Below are 528 nucleotides of genomic sequence, written 5' to 3'. Positions count from 1 at the left end.
CTGGTCAATCCCGCGGCTTTGTTCATCCGAAGCAGAAGCAATTTCACTCATAATATCGGTGACGCGGGTGACGGCGCTGACAATTTCATTCATCGTCTCACCGGCACGCTCAACCAGTACCGCACCGGTATCGACTCTGCCGACCGAATCCTCGATCAGGGTTTTAATTTCCCGGGCAGCCTGCGCACTGCGCTGGGCCAGGTTACGCACCTCACCGGCGACAACCGCAAATCCGCGCCCCTGTTCACCGGCACGGGCGGCTTCCACGGCCGCATTCAGCGCCAGAATATTGGTCTGGAAAGCGATACCGTCGATCACACTGATGATATCGGCAATTTTCTTCGAGCTGTCGCCGATGCCACGCATGGTATCCACAACATCATCCACCACTTTCCCGCCGCGCCCGGCGGTCTCAGAGGCGGTTAACGCCAGCTGACTGGCCTGACGGGCATTATCGGCATTCTGGCGCACGGTGGCGGTCAGTTCTTCCATACTGGCGGCGGTTTCTTCAAGAGACGCAGCCTGTTG

The 528-nt window shown here is 58.7% G+C and carries 1 protein-coding gene; it reads right to left on the bottom strand.

What is annotated here, in order from left to right:
* Positions 1 to 528, bottom strand: a 528-nt coding sequence (locus N7387_RS21380; protein ID WP_279800968.1) for a methyl-accepting chemotaxis protein, incomplete at both ends; no start/stop codon positions are given.

This window comes from Morganella sp. GD04133, assembly GCF_029835375.1.
Taxonomy (GTDB): Bacteria; Pseudomonadota; Gammaproteobacteria; order Enterobacterales; family Enterobacteriaceae; genus Morganella; species Morganella morganii_B.
The sequence above is the reverse complement of the archived record's forward strand: the minus strand, read 5'-3'. Positions and strand labels throughout refer to the sequence as shown.